10 protein-coding genes are annotated in these 13,393 nt (G+C 45.5%); 3 read left to right on the top strand and 7 right to left on the bottom strand.

The window, feature by feature from the left end; genetic code table 11:
- Positions 1 to 238 precede the first annotated feature (238 nt).
- Positions 239 to 775: a VOC family protein gene (locus tag KDM90_RS15740; RefSeq protein ID WP_212676593.1), complete on the bottom strand. Its 537-nt coding sequence runs from the start codon at positions 773 to 775 to the stop codon at positions 239 to 241.
- 105 nt (positions 776 to 880) lie between these two features.
- Complete coding sequence (gene hppD, locus KDM90_RS15735; protein ID WP_212676592.1) at positions 881 to 1,915, bottom strand: 4-hydroxyphenylpyruvate dioxygenase; 1,035 nt, start codon at positions 1,913 to 1,915, stop codon at positions 881 to 883.
- Positions 1,916 to 2,118: 203 nt separating this feature from the next.
- Between hppD and KDM90_RS15730 the strand changes: the two genes are divergently transcribed.
- Positions 2,119 to 2,997, top strand: coding sequence for a LysR family transcriptional regulator (locus tag KDM90_RS15730; RefSeq protein WP_212676591.1), 879 nt, complete (start codon positions 2,119 to 2,121; stop codon positions 2,995 to 2,997).
- 70 nt (positions 2,998 to 3,067) lie between these two features.
- Here KDM90_RS15730 and KDM90_RS15725 read toward each other — a convergent pair whose 3' ends face one another.
- A complete protein-coding gene (locus KDM90_RS15725) occupies positions 3,068 to 3,511 on the bottom strand; it encodes a type 2 periplasmic-binding domain-containing protein (RefSeq protein ID WP_212676590.1) in 444 nt (147 codons plus the stop codon).
- Positions 3,512 to 3,523: 12 nt separating this feature from the next.
- Entirely contained in the window at positions 3,524 to 4,675 is a 1,152-nt protein-coding gene (locus KDM90_RS15720; RefSeq protein WP_212676589.1) for a porin, read from the bottom strand.
- A gap of 302 nt (positions 4,676 to 4,977) precedes the next feature.
- Between KDM90_RS15720 and KDM90_RS15715 the strand changes: the two genes are divergently transcribed.
- Positions 4,978 to 5,283, top strand: coding sequence for a DUF4286 family protein (locus KDM90_RS15715; protein ID WP_212676588.1), 306 nt, complete (start codon positions 4,978 to 4,980; stop codon positions 5,281 to 5,283).
- Positions 5,284 to 5,351: 68 nt separating this feature from the next.
- Here KDM90_RS15715 and KDM90_RS15710 read toward each other — a convergent pair whose 3' ends face one another.
- Positions 5,352 to 6,896: a class I SAM-dependent methyltransferase gene (locus tag KDM90_RS15710; protein ID WP_212676587.1), complete on the bottom strand. Its 1,545-nt coding sequence runs from the start codon at positions 6,894 to 6,896 to the stop codon at positions 5,352 to 5,354.
- Between the two features lie 346 nt (positions 6,897 to 7,242).
- On the opposite strand from KDM90_RS15710, the gene KDM90_RS15705 reads away from it, so the two are divergent.
- A complete protein-coding gene (locus KDM90_RS15705; protein WP_212676586.1) occupies positions 7,243 to 9,981 on the top strand; it encodes an autotransporter family protein in 2,739 nt (912 codons plus the stop codon).
- A gap of 73 nt (positions 9,982 to 10,054) precedes the next feature.
- Here the strand turns inward: KDM90_RS15705 and mnmE are convergent, their stop codons facing one another.
- The gene (gene mnmE / locus KDM90_RS15700; protein WP_212676585.1) at positions 10,055 to 11,470 is read right to left on the bottom strand and encodes a tRNA uridine-5-carboxymethylaminomethyl(34) synthesis GTPase MnmE; all 1,416 of its coding nucleotides are present in this window, start codon (positions 11,468 to 11,470) and stop codon (positions 10,055 to 10,057) included.
- 162 nt (positions 11,471 to 11,632) lie between these two features.
- A complete protein-coding gene (gene yidC / locus KDM90_RS15695; RefSeq protein WP_212676584.1) occupies positions 11,633 to 13,372 on the bottom strand; it encodes a membrane protein insertase YidC in 1,740 nt (579 codons plus the stop codon).
- Positions 13,373 to 13,393 lie beyond the last annotated feature (21 nt).

Raw genomic sequence — 13,393 nt, 5'->3', positions numbered from 1 at the left:
TTGATTCAAGTTACAAGTTCAGTTGTCTGAAGCAATCGGCAGAATCCGCATAACCCGGCCACTTTCAAATACGGCTAGCGAGTTAAACAAATCGTGCAGGCATTTTACCTAAGCATTGGTAAAAAATATGCAACAACCGTATCAATACAACACAAGCAATACGGAAAATAAAAAAAGCAAAGCTGGCATGAGCCATACTTTGCTATCAATGAGTAAGAAATTAAGCTGGTGGCAGACTCTATTGCGCAAACTCCTTTTCATGTAACCATGCGGCGTGGTGCACAGTCGATTTACTCGCAGTCCAATCTTTCAGCATTTGTGGCGCGATTGCGTGCAAAGTTCGCAGCATTTCGGGCGTCGACGTATTCGCAGCCAGCTCAATTCGATGGCCGTTCGGATCATTAAAGTAGATAGATTGGAACAACTCATGATTGGTGGGGCCAATCACCTCCAATCCCATGCCTTCCAAATGCTGCTTCGCCGCAAGCAAGCTATCTAAATTCTCGACCTTGAAAGCGAGATGTTGAACCCACGCTGGCGTATTCATATCACGTCCCATCGGTGGTGAGTTCGGAATTTCAAAAAAGGCCAAGACGTTGCCATTACCCGCATCGAGAAACACATGCATATAGGGATCTTCCTCTTTGGTGGAAGGCACCCGATCTTCGGAAATCGCCAACATAAATTCCATCCCTAGCGCTTGTTGATAGAATTCCACCGTTTCTTTGGTATCTTTACAACGGTAGGCAACATGATGTACGCCTTGTAGTGCCATAACTGTCTCCTTGTTTGAGTCGCCACAAAAGTCAAATGATCGTTTTTGATCGCGATGCAGTTGATGCCCCATCATTCATGCATTGCTTCGAACTGAGTTTGAAATTCAAATCACGCCGCGACGTTCCTGATCTTTTTCAATTGAACGGAACAGAGCGCCAAAATTACCTTCACCAAAGCTCAAATTATTTTCTCTCTGAATAATTTCAATAAAGATGGGGCCAATAATATTTTTAGTGAATATTTGAAGTAAATAGCCATCCTCGTCACCGTCAACCAGTACTTGGTGTTGTGCGATACGTGCATGATCTTGACGAACATGGGGAACCCGTTGGAAAACATCCTGATAATACTCATCATCGATATCCAAGGTTTCAATTTCACTGCCCTGTAATTGATCGAGAGAAGACAAAATATCTCTCGTAAGAAAGGCCAAGTGTTGCACCCCTGGACCATTATAGTCACGCAGGTATTCGGCGATTTGATCTTGTTCGTTTTTGGGTTGATTGATCGGGATACAAAAGCTACCGTCAGGTGACCGCAAGGCATAGCTCGTCAAACCCGTCTTGGCGCCTTGGATATCGAAGTAACGAACTTCGGTAAATCCAAAAATATTCTTGTAGAAGTCTGCCCATTTTTCCTGTTCGCCAAATGGCACATTGTTGGTCAAATGGTCGACTGTCAAGAAACCTTTTTCAGCTTGGATTAAGGGAGATGCCAAGGCGATGAAATCCCGTTCATAGATCGAAGACGCTCCCGAAGCAGGCTCAATAAAATAAATCACACTATCGCCAATCCCGTAAACCGCAGGATAAGCATGGTCTTTATCACTGTCGGCGACAGCTCGAGCGCCACGCTTTACGGCTTCCTCTAAGGCGAAAGTGGCATCGTCAACTCGCCACCCCATGGAACAAATTGATGGTCCATGCTTCTTGGCAAATTCAGCCGAAAATCCAGCTTGTTCATGATTAATCAAAAAGTGAATATCATTTTGGCGGAAATAACTAATTGCTTTCGTCGGATGCTGACGCAATTTTGAAAAACCAAAAGCCCAGAATAGCTGTTCAAGATGTGCAGCGGACGGTCCGCAAAACTCTGTGAACTCAATCCCGCGTAAATTTAATGGATTTGCTGTTGTCATTCTAAGTCTCCCGAATTTTCACGCCGATCTACGTTTCAGTTCCCGGCGATTTGTGTTGTAAGTTCATGAGCTGTTCTAGCTTGTTAGGCTTTCACAAACTCACGCATTGCTCGTTACTTTAATCAAGACAAATCAACAAAAAAAGCTTAATATTTAGCTAAACATCATCAAATTTTTCGATGAACTTTCTTAACGAGGGGAACATGAGTCTAGATCTCAATTTCATGTTGGCTTTAGATACCGTCGTACGTGAAGGTAGCGTTGCGAAAGCGGCTCAACGTTTACACCGCGCGCAATCGGCAATCAGTTATCAAATTAAGCAATTAGAACAACAACTAGGACTCAGTTTGCTCGATCGTGACGGATATCGCGTCAAACTCACAGCCGCTGGTGAAGTCATCCTCAATGAGGGAAGGCGCTTGCTGATACAAGCGAACCAACTCGAAGCCCTAGCGCGTGAGTTAAATCAGGAATGGGAAGCAAAACTCCTGGTGATCGTAGATGGAATCCTGCCCTTGCAAACTGTACTGAAGGCTTTAAAAGGCCTTGCACAAGAGGGTGCGCCGACGCGCGTACAGGTCAAGGTGGAATTTTTACAAGGAGTACAACATAGGTTCGAGACTGAGAGGGCAGATCTCATGTTAGTCAAAGACTTCGTTCCCCATCCACATTTGCACGCTGAAGAACTTGCTGGGATCGAGTGTGTTTTATGCGTTGCTCCCGAGCACACGCTAGCCCAAATGCGTACTGTTAATTTGGCCCAGTTGCAAGAGCATACAGAACTCTCGGTTCAGGATTCTATTCGAAGTGGCAATGATCAACACGTTTTTGGAAGCGAACGTGTCTTTTATCTCGATGGTTTTTTTGCGAAAAAAGAAGCTTTATTGATGGGACTGGGCTACGGATGGATGCCTGTCTTCTTAGTCAAGCAAGAACTCAAAAAAAAGCAACTAATCGAAATTCAATTTGACGAAGGTTCTCGCTATCGTTTCACACCTCGTTTGGTGCATCGTCGGGATCAGGCGCTAGGCCGAGCAGGACGTCGACTAACCGAACTATTACGGGCTGAAGCGCTCGGTTGAGGAACAAAAAAGCGAGCTTAAACACGCTCGCTTTGAATTGAGACGAAACGACTTAGAGCAGCAAGTCCAACTAATGTTTAATTACTTTCACCGACTTGTTAACCTTAGACGCATCCATATAGGCGATGGCGCCAGGATTACTCGCAACGAATTTTAAAATTTCATCATCACTGCCCATTTCTTTTGGCGGCTTCGCACCACCAGTGAAAATTTGACGCGCCCACTGAGCCTTCAATTGCGAAGGATTTTTCTTCAACATTTTATTTCCAAACTCCTCTCGAACAGGTCCCTCTTTTTGATCTATTGGCGTTGCTTCAGCGCCATTCGAGAAAGTTTTCGTTTGCCCCAAAAATATCTTCGCGATTTGCTCTTCGTCAATCGCTGCCGAATTCGCAGGATTAACGATAACCACCACGTCGGCTGCCACAGCAGTATTGGCTAGATTGAACATGACGCTTCCACCAAGGGCGAACATCAAGGTTTGAAGGGTCGACTTTTTTAAGGAAAATTTCATGTTAGCGCTCCCTTAGAAAGTAAAGTCGTACGAGACTGTAATTAATTTACGCGTATTGTCCGTACCATTTAAGAAATCCCAGCGGCTGCGGTCCAACTGTAATTTCAAAGCACTGCCATCACTTAACTGGTAGCGCATACTCACGCCAATATTTCTATCCACTTCTTCTGGAGCACCAGTCGACCCATATGCGTTCAAACGACTGACGGTCAGCATTGGCAAAAAGTCGCCCATTCGATAACCCGCGCCGATCAGATAACCTTTATAACTACCTCGTGCTGGCGCTGCATTGACTCGAGAAAATTCACTACGGACGACTAAATTGTCACGATCAACATTGAGCGACAAGGACGAATAAGTTTGTGGCGAAGACTTACCAAATTCCACTGGATCTGGTGAGAATTGCTCCAAACCATTTGGGCCTAAACGCAATCGTCGCTGCTTAGATTTATTTATCGCAGCACGCGCTGTAAACCAATCTCGATTCAATTCTAAATCGATGCCATACATATTATCCCACTCGACATCGACGCGAGATGGATCGCCTAGTTTCGCAATTGGCACTTCTTTCGAATGTTCTTTCCCAACATAGACTGTTGATTTAACTGCCCATCCGCCAATATCGTCGCGGAAGGTCAAATTTGCGCCGTTGTAATTGACGACTGGCCAGCCATAAACATCGGGCGGCACACGCGCCCAATTATAAGCAAAAGCCACGTCTTGGAAGTCAGAATAGAAAAACAGCGGCAAACGTTTTCTTCCTACTTGCAGCGTGAATTTCGGGCTAATGTTGTAACTAAAAAACGCTTGCTCAACAGCGAGATCCGCGTCTCCTGCCGCATGCCTAGCCATCAACTGGCCAGTGAACGAAAAATTATCGGTAAAGCTCGCGGTACCTTGAAATCCAAAACGCGATTCCGGTGCAAAATTCCACCGTTTTTCATAGACACTACCATGCGAGTAATCCGCGATATAACAAGGACATTGCCACTTTGTATTGTCCGGAAAGCCGGTCTCTAAACCAGCAGCACTAAAGACACGACCCGCAGTGATATTGCCGAAGCCTGAATATGTAAAGTCAATCGCCTGGCTAACGCCTGAAACTCCCGAAAAACACAAAAAAGCAAGTGCACTACGAATACTGACTGTTTTCACTCTTCCCATTTTTTGCTCCTCTATTGTGAATCAACCAAATTGACAAGCTCACCCAGTCTGTTGCCTAGGCAAGTTGACTGGTGTAAAACCAGTATAGGCGTGCAATTTGGCGATCGCGTGCAGCACAGCAAGTTTTTATCTGGAAAGATGTCGAAAAGCAACGCTTGCGTTGTATTTTGTAATGCACTCCTAGGAGCAGCTGTATTAAAGAAGCAATATAATAAATAAAAATTAATAGAGAGCGCTGTTCAAAAGATATTGAGCAACGCGCCCTTTCCCAAACAAAAGAATGCAATTCAAGGAAAACTATCATGCTTAGCTATGAAGTCACCGTCAAAGTTCGTACCGATTTGCAAGCTGCTTTTGAACGCTACATGCGCGAAAAACATATCCCCGAAATCTGGGACACTCTGTGTTTCACTTTTATTCAATTTGAACAGAATGAAGAGGGACATTTTCGCACTTGCTATCAAACCCCGAAGCGGGCTGACTATGATCGCTATATTGCAGCCCATGCGAACGCCTTGCGCGCCGACTTTATGCAACATTTCCCAGACGGCTGCGAAGTCTCACGTCAAGTTTTCGAGTCAAAACAAGAGTGGAGAATCAACCAATAAAAAAGCCCGTGATGTTTTCACGGGCTTTTCTTAGGATTTGCAATTCCTATGCAGCTTCGCTTTTTGGCCTAAAACAAGCCTAAGGATTTCCACACTGGGACTTTATGCTCAATGAATTGCGCAAATTGTGCTTGTAATTCAAGCGCATTTTCTTCATCACCGACAATTGCTTTGCCGTCTTTGAGTAATTGCAGATTTTGTGCGTACAAAATTCGAACTGCAAAGCGCGCGAGTTTCTCCGCATCTTCTATACCAGGATGATTTAACATTGCCCACAATAGGAGATTTTCTTGATAGCTTGCACTGACGCCACAGCCTGTCAAAGTTGAACAATATGCATGAAATTCATCGCCATACTGAACCTGCTTTGCGATCACAGCATTCATTCGTTTTGCCGCCGCCTTATCGAGCGATTTTCTCGACTCAAAGAAAATCGATACTTGATTCGACGCAACAAGCAAAGTCACAATTTCGGCGATCGTCGAAATTTTCTTACCTCGCATCGAAGGCAATTCACTCAATTCTCGGATAGTCTTTGGACCATCCTTAATTGCTTCAAAAACCGGATCATAAATTTGTGAACTACCAGTAAATTCACAATTGACGAGACTAACTTTGGTTGCCAAATCTTTGGCAGGAATCGACAAAGCGATACCCGCTGTATTCAACAATTCTGCCTGACGCGCACTATTGATCCGACGCGCACCACGTACGAAAATGTCTTTACGGAATGCGGTATTGGTCATATAGTCCACCACCGTTTCGCGCATGGTTGGATCACTGATGGAATTTAAGAATGCCATGCGGTCTGGGTTCAAATACAAGCCGCGGTAAACATTATGCAATTCTGCAGAACCGACGTATTCAAGTTTCGCGTTAGCTAGATCACGCGCAACATCCGCATGGTACATAGGCTGCCAATGTTTGTGCATATACTCGTGCACTAAGTAATTCTTCTTTGCCGTTTTTAATTTCTTAACACGTGACTCAGCACTCAAATTATTGGCTAAATAGGCAGGATTCAAGCTACTCAGTTTTGCGATGAAATCGCTCGCATTATCCATCTGCACGTCGCTGCGCGCAGGATTCAGCTCTGCGTGATCAACGATCAATCGCTGTAAAGGCAATGACGATGCCCAACCCGGCATTGCGTTATAGCTCAGATAAACAATACCGCCGGGTTTCAAATAACGCGTCAGGAAATCGACGATATATTGGCGATTTTCAGCAGTCACCCAGGTGTAAATACCGTGCAATGTAATGAAATCAAATTGCGGTAAATCGGCGACCGCGCCTTTCGCCAATTCTTCAAAGCTGTTTTCAAGTAAGCGTAGATTATCCAGTTCGGCAGCCGCAGCGATCTGTCGTGCGCCAGCGACATGGGCAGGGTTAAAATCGGCGGCGTAAAAACGCCCATTGGGATGGGATGCTGCTAATAAATTCGACGTGACACCACGTCCAAAACCTAACTCAAAATAGGTAAATTCGCGATCTAGGTCAACTGGCTCTATCCCATTCAAAATGCAACCATAATTCAGATAGACTGGGCTTTGTTCGCGATAAAACCCTGCTGTGTAAACCAAATCAGAAGCATAACCTGAGGTCCAATCCATTCCCTACTCCTTCATTCTTTGCGGATAAAATTGGCACTCTACACGTTTCCCTCTCGATATGGCAACTTTATCAATCAAGCAATGCTGCGCGCCGGTTGAAATCGCCACAGTAATTGGGCAAATGCGATCTATCGAGACAATAAGCAATCAATCTACGATCGAACTATCAATTGACACTCACCAAGAACTAATAGCACAATTAATTTTCACAACGCTATCCTGTCTTTGCGCGCACTTAAAATCAATCGCGCGAGTAATCTTGAAACCAGTCCAAAACGCACTGCATTGAAGTTCGATCAGACAGCTTACTAGCTGGGATTAAACCAAGAACCAATTGGAGTTCTCTATGTCATTTGTATCAAATATTCGAGGTCATCGCTGGCTAAGGCTAGGATGTTATGGCCTGATCATCATTCTGCTCAATTGCACCGCTCTATCAGAATCGCGAGCGCAGGGCGATCCCATCACTGGCTTGACGATGTCAGTCGACTCGAATAGCAATAATAATGCGCTGAACGCATTTTATATTGGTGACCCTGCGACATCGAACATTACTGTCACGAGCGGACCGATACACGGTACCCTGACTTTTTCCGATTTTGTCTTTCTCTACACGCCCACGCCTGGTTACATGGGAATGGATGCTTTCACTTATACCTTCAACAATGCAGATGGTTTTCCAGTTGCTGTAACGGTCAGCATTACTGTCCTTGGTGAAGGCCCCACTTTAGAATCTACTGTCAACGAGGTTTATAGTGATTCTCAAGCAAACCAAATCAACTTACTGGTCTCTAGCAACAGCACTTCACTGTCAATTCAATCGGGGCCACAAAATGGGATTGCTCAAATTAAGGGTAAATCCTTGATTTACACGCCGAACAAAGCCTTTATTGGACGCGACATCATCATGCTCGTAGCGAGCAATTTTTCTGGCAATTCAGAAGCCGTTCCGATTTACATCAACGTAATTAGCGCTCCGCTGACTGCAAACCCACTCTCAATCAGCGTTGAGGCAAATAGCCAAGCAAATCTGATACAAACACAAATCAGCGCCGCAGCAAGCGATATAGAGATCGTCACACCTCCTCAACATGGCAATGCCACAATCAGTGGCAAAGCCATTTTATTTACACCAAGCTCCGGGTACAGTGGATCAGATAGCATCACGTATATTGCGAAGAATGCCAATTCCCGATCCACACCAGCACTCATTAGTATCAACATCAAACCTTTGCCATTACCCATCGCCAATCCGATTAACGCCGAGGTCATGGCGAACAGCAATGCGAATAGCATTGCCGCTAGCGTGACAGGGAAATTTGTGCAACTGAGCATCAGCAAAATGCCTATCCACGGCACGGTCAGTGTGAATGGACAAAACTTTATTTATACGCCGAACAAAGACTTTAGTGGTGACGACAGCTTTAGCTACATCGCCACTAATGCGAGTGGCAAATCCAACGAAGCAATCGCTAGTCTGATCATCAAACAGATCGCACCCGTCGCACAACCGGGTGAGCTGACTCTCAATGTAAACGATGGTGTGAGTATCATCCGTCCGATCATCTCTGGCGCAGTCGATAATTTGCGTATCATAACGCCAGCAAGTCACGGAACAGCAAGCGTGAGTGGATTGGAAATTAGGTATACGCCCACACTCAATTTTATCGGGACAGATAGCTTTAGCTATGTTGCGACGAATTCTGCGGGAAGCTCCGCGCCCGTTACGGTGACTGTGGTAATTAAGGCCAAGCCACCCGAAATACGGAATGCAAACCTGGTAGTCTTGGCAGGCAATACTGTCAGCCTCGATCTATCTAGTTTAGTGAGCAATACGGCAGGCGCGGCGACGACATTCCAGATTATCAGTCAGCCAGCGCATGGAATTGCCGTATTAAATGATAGCAGGCTCACCATACGCGCAGATTTGAATTATGCTGGCGTGGACCAAATGCGCGTGATGGTGAATGCAAATGGCCTCAACTCAGCACCAGCATTGATAGGCATCACCGTCACAGCACGGCCCGATCCAACTCAGGACAAAGCGATTCAAGCACTTCAAGTAGCGAAGGCGGCGGTGATCAATCAATTTGAACGATTGCAGTTAGAGAATTTCAACAGCCGCTTGCACGAAATTTCTAGTCAATATTCAGCACTCAGAAATGAAACAGAAAAAAAGAAGCAAGCAGACGAATGTGGGAGATTAAGTCTATGGGTGAGCGGGCTGAATTCTTTTAGCTCAATTGCCAGCGACTATGCTATTAAACAAAGTAACGGCGGCATGAGCATAGGCGGTGATCGCTGCGTGGGCAATCCGGAAACTGTACTCGGTTTTGGCTTGGGGTATGCGAGCAATCGGGGGGAATTGCCGGGTCTAGCAACGACCATGGTGGCAAATGCTCGCAATATCAGCCAGTACGGCCAACTCAGCCCATTTCCCGCTTGGCATTTTTCCTGGGTCATCGGAGTCAACGACATTCAAAGCGACTACACCCGTATTGCCAATGTTACGAATTCCAGCAGCGGCTTGTCCGGTCCACCGAATGAAATTTGGCGTGCGGCCCCAAACAACAGTCAACAACACACAGGTAAATGGAGTGGAAAACAAAAAATGGGGTCGACATCGGTGGGTTTTGATATCAACTTCACGCAATTCAAAATATCGCCGTACCTGCGTTTAGATCGTTCGGTGATGACCATCGGTGCCTACTCCGAAACAGGCAATGCGAGCAGCGGATTGGCGTACCAAGCGCAAAGCTTTGATAGCCGTCGCACCACACTCGGTGCCAACACCGAAACATTAATTAAAACGTCTTGGGGCGAATTAACTCCTCGTCTGCGCTTGGAGTATCAACGCGATCTTGGTAAGCATGACGACACACGCATGAACTATCTCGACAATCTGGATAGTCCTGCCTATATCATCAAAGGTAGTGAGTTAGATCGACGCCTATTCCACATGGGAATTGGCGGTGATTTATTGTTAGAAAGCGGTTGGGTTGTTATTTTGAACTACGGTTATTACCGCAGCAACGAAGGCAATCATTCAAATGCCTTCCGTGTACGCTTGTCGTATCGCCTCTAGGGACAAAGCGGATGAAGATCCTATATGATTTTCATCCGCTTGATTTATCCCATTGCAAAGCCTACCGCTGACTTTATTTACCGATGCAGAATCGAGAAAAAATAACCCCGAGTAAATCATCAGAGGTAAATTCCCCAGTAATGCTGTTTAATCGATCTTGAGTCAGACGTAATTCTTCTGCGAATAAATCGAGGGATTGATCATTTTGTGCGGCATACTCGGCTGCTTGCTCCAAGTGTTCATGCGCATGCTTCAGTGCGATCAGATGACGTTCACGCGCCAAGTACAAGGATTCACCAGTTTGTTGCCAACCTGCGATACGTAATAATTCTTGGCGTAACAAGTCCATCCCTAAGTGCTCTTGTGCGGATAAATAGATCTGCGTGAGATCACCAACATTATCAACGCTTGGATGATGTCCTGAAATATCAATCTTGGTCCACACACAAATGACAGGTATCTCTGCGGGAAATCGGGCAGCAATCTCTTCATCTGCGCGAGTCGGTCCACGGCTGGCATCGAGCAAATGCAAGATCACATCAGCTTTTTGAACCTCGGCCCAAGTGCGTTCAATACCGATGCGCTCAACTGCATCGATGCGATTGGCTAGTCGATCATTCACCCCATCCTCGTCATGATCATGGCGAATACCAGCGGTATCGATGATATTCAAGGGAATACCCTCAATGTGTATGGTTTCTGTAACTTTATCTCGAGTCGTCCCTGCAATCGGTGTAACGATAGCAATGTCATCGCCAGCAAGAGCATTCAATAATGACGACTTACCCACATTCGGTTGTCCCGCTAAAACGACATTCAAGCCCTCACGCAATAATGCACCTTGTGCGGCTTGTTCAAATACTGCGCGTAGGGCTTTTTGAATGTCGCTCAATTGGCCGCGAGCATCAGACTTTTCCAAAAAATCGATTTCTTCCTCAGGAAAATCTAAAGTCGCTTCCACCAACATCCGCAGATGCACGACTTTTTCAACCAAGGCATGAATAACCTTGGAGAAGGCACCTGACATCGATTGCGATGCAGATTTTGCTGCAGCTTCGGTCGATGCTTCGATCAAGTCGGCCACTGCTTCCGCTTGGGCCAAATCAAGCTTGTCATTCATAAAGGCGCGTTGGGTGAATTCACCGGGCTCAGCCAAGCGCAGACCATGTTCTCTACCGGCTTCCAAACAACGACTCAACAACATTTGCATGACCACGGGGCCACCGTGACCTTGTAACTCCAAAACCTCTTCGCCTGTGTAAGAATGCGGCGCCTTGAATGCGATCACCAAACCTTGGTCAATCACGGTGCCATCCGCCTGCTTGAAATCAAGATAGGTCGCATGGCGCGGCTTTAAGACAATGTCACGAAAAAGATTTTGCGTGATTGCACTTAAGTCTTTACCAGAAATTCGCACGACGCCAATACCACCACGTCCAGGAGCGGTCGCAATTGCAACGATAGGGGTGCTGTCATAAGTATGGGTCATAAGGAATTTTATCTTTGCTATTCAGAAATCTATTGACATTCTAATGCGTCATATCATGCCATTTGTGTCGTAAACGCGACATGATCTGCAGCAAAAAAACGCGCCGGGAGGAATAAAAAAGCCCATGAATCATGGGCTTTTTCAGTTCAAGAACAAACTATTTTAGCGATGCTCGGGCGGAACAATTTTATTATTGATTACCCATTGCTGACCGATCGATAAAACGTTATTGACTACCCAATACAATACCAAGCCCGATGGGAAGAAAAAGAACATGATGGAGAACAATAAAGGCATGAACAACATCATTTTCGCCTGCACTGGATCCGCTGGTGCTGGGCTCAATTTCGTTGTGATATACATCGAAATCGCATACAGAATTGGCAATACCAAATAAGGATCTGGTTTTGACAAATCAGTAATCCAAGCCATCCAAGGCGCGCCACGCATTTCAACCGATGCTTGCAAGACCCAATACAAAGACAAGAAGATTGGCATTTGAATCAAGATGGGTAAGCAACCACCAAGAGGATTAATTTTCTCGGTCTTGTAAAGTTCCATCATCGCCATATTCAACTTTTGCGGCTCATTCTTGTATTTTTCTTTCAAAGCCGTCATTTTTGGCGTCACGACTTTCATCTTTGCCATACTGCGATAACCCGCCGCTGACAATGGGAATAAAGCTAATTTAATGGCAATGGTAAATACGACGATCGTCCAACCCCAGTTACCCAAGACTTTATGAATCAACTCCATGATCCAGAACATCGGCTTTGCAATCATCGCGAAATACCAATAGTCCTTCACCAAATCCATACCAGGTGCGACTTTTTCTAAGATAGCAGACTCTTGTGGGCCAGAATACAAGCGCGCGTTTGATGTGACACTTGCACCTGCTGCGACATTACCTAATGGAATGACTGAGCTGATCGAATAGATATTGTCACGCACACGTTCTGTACGAATTTCGCGCTGAACTTTATCCTCTGGAATGAATGCAGAAACAAAGAAGTGTTCAATCATTGAAATCCAACCGTTATCCGCTTTGGTTTCGTGATCTGGCTTCGCATCGGATTTACCGTGGCGTTTTTCAATATCTTCAAAATTTAACTTTTGGAAATGTTTCGCTTCGGTGTACACCGCTGGGGCATAGAACTCGGTCTGTCCGGAAAACATGCCGCCTGAAGTAGGTTTGGTTCCGTCGTGGATCAACTGCAAATATAACGACGGACTAATTGGCGCAGCTGTTGTGTTTACGACCGTGTGTTTCACGTCAATCACATAACTGCCTTTTTTGAAGACCAGTGTTTTTGTGAGTTTAACGCCTGCTTGTTCTGACTCCAACACTAGACTCAATTCATTCGCACCATCTAATGTGCGTGGGCCTGGCAATGCAACAAAACCGGATTTATGGTTAGGGAAATTGCCTCCCAACAAACCTGTTTGTGCAGCATACGTGCGGGGTGGGACAGGAACTTCCTTGGTGCCTTTAAAGAACCCAAAAAAGCTAGTTTCTTCGATTCGTGTTCGACCCGCATGGTGATCAAATAACACCACGTTTTTCTTAGGCTCGTGGCTATCTGGATAATTCAATAATTCCAAACGCTTAATTTCACCACCGATTGTGTCAATGTCAGCCTTGATCAAATCCGTTGTAATGGTAATCGTCTCGCTCTTTACCGCTTGTACAATTGCTGCAGCAACCGCATCAGTTACAGCATTAGATGCATTACCAGCAGCGGGAGCCGCTGCCGCAACTGCGGAAGCACTCGCGTTTTTCGCCTGTTGATTTTGCGTAGGGAAAAACATGGATTGTTTTCCATTATGCTTCATCCAGTTATCCCAAAGGAGTAACAGAGACATCGAGAAAATAACCCAGAGGACGGTACGCTTTATATCCATTTTATCCACTTGTATAGATGT

The organism is Affinundibacterium fentianense (genome assembly GCF_018139545.1).
GTDB lineage: Bacteria > Pseudomonadota > Gammaproteobacteria > Burkholderiales > Burkholderiaceae_D > Undibacterium > Undibacterium fentianense.
This window is presented reverse-complemented; position numbering and strand designations above follow the sequence as displayed.

Excerpts from the sequence above, each read along its gene's own strand:
- KDM90_RS15740 (WP_212676593.1), bottom strand. The coding sequence starts at position 775 with ATGGCACTACAAGGCGTACATCATGTTGCCTACCGTTGTAAAGATACC.
- hppD (WP_212676592.1), bottom strand. The coding sequence starts at position 1,915 with ATGACAACAGCAAATCCATTAAATTTACGCGGGATTGAGTTCACAGAG.
- KDM90_RS15730 (WP_212676591.1), top strand. The coding sequence starts at position 2,119 with ATGAGTCTAGATCTCAATTTCATGTTGGCTTTAGATACCGTCGTACGT.
- KDM90_RS15725 (WP_212676590.1), bottom strand. The coding sequence starts at position 3,511 with ATGAAATTTTCCTTAAAAAAGTCGACCCTTCAAACCTTGATGTTCGCC.
- KDM90_RS15720 (WP_212676589.1), bottom strand. The coding sequence starts at position 4,675 with ATGGGAAGAGTGAAAACAGTCAGTATTCGTAGTGCACTTGCTTTTTTG.
- KDM90_RS15715 (WP_212676588.1), top strand. The coding sequence starts at position 4,978 with ATGCTTAGCTATGAAGTCACCGTCAAAGTTCGTACCGATTTGCAAGCT.
- KDM90_RS15710 (WP_212676587.1), bottom strand. The coding sequence starts at position 6,896 with ATGGATTGGACCTCAGGTTATGCTTCTGATTTGGTTTACACAGCAGGG.
- KDM90_RS15705 (WP_212676586.1), top strand. The coding sequence starts at position 7,243 with ATGTCATTTGTATCAAATATTCGAGGTCATCGCTGGCTAAGGCTAGGA.
- mnmE (WP_212676585.1), bottom strand. The coding sequence starts at position 11,470 with ATGACCCATACTTATGACAGCACCCCTATCGTTGCAATTGCGACCGCT.
- yidC (WP_212676584.1), bottom strand. The coding sequence starts at position 13,372 with ATGGATATAAAGCGTACCGTCCTCTGGGTTATTTTCTCGATGTCTCTG.